The 570-nt window shown below is 47.5% G+C and carries 2 rRNA genes; both read right to left on the minus strand.

Annotation, left to right across the window (positions count from 1 at the left end):
- Positions 1-199 (minus strand): 23S ribosomal RNA (locus PAEVO_RS00070); the annotation flags it as partial.
- Positions 200-457: 258 nt separating this feature from the next.
- Positions 458-570: ribosomal RNA gene (locus tag PAEVO_RS00075) — 16S ribosomal RNA — on the minus strand; the annotation flags it as partial.

Consider the following 570-nt stretch of genomic DNA (forward strand, 5'->3'; position numbering starts at 1 on the left):
TCAGTTCCCTGGGTATGCCTCCTCGCATCCTATGTATTCAGATACGGGTAACTAGCTATTACACTAGCTGGGTTTCCCCATTCGGACATCCCCGGATCGAAGCTTGCTTACAGCTCCCCGAGGCAGTATCGTTGTTCGCCACGTCCTTCTTCGGCTCCTAGCGCCTAGGCATCCTCCGTGTGCTCTTAGTAGCTTAACCAATCGCTTCGGTTATGTGGATCAAGGATCCCAAAACCTTCGCTGCTACTTTTATTAAAACTTGTTTTGACACAAGTTCAGCTAAAAGGATATTTCTAATTGCGCAAATTCGTTTCGTTATCTAGTTTTCAAGGATCAAATGAGAGTTGAACTCTCAAAACTGACCAACGAGTGAGTAACAGGCCGAAACCTGATTTTAAGGGTGACTTCAATGAAGTCATATTTGAATGTCTTCGTTGCAGAAGACGATTCTCCATAGAAAGGAGGTGATCCAGCCGCACCTTCCGATACGGCTACCTTGTTACGACTTCACCCCAATCATCTACCCCACCTTCGGCGGCTGGCTCCCGTAAGGGTTACCCCACCGACTTC

This window comes from Paenibacillus sp. GM2FR, from assembly GCF_002803325.1.
GTDB lineage: Bacteria > Bacillota > Bacilli > Paenibacillales > Paenibacillaceae > Paenibacillus_AQ > Paenibacillus_AQ lautus.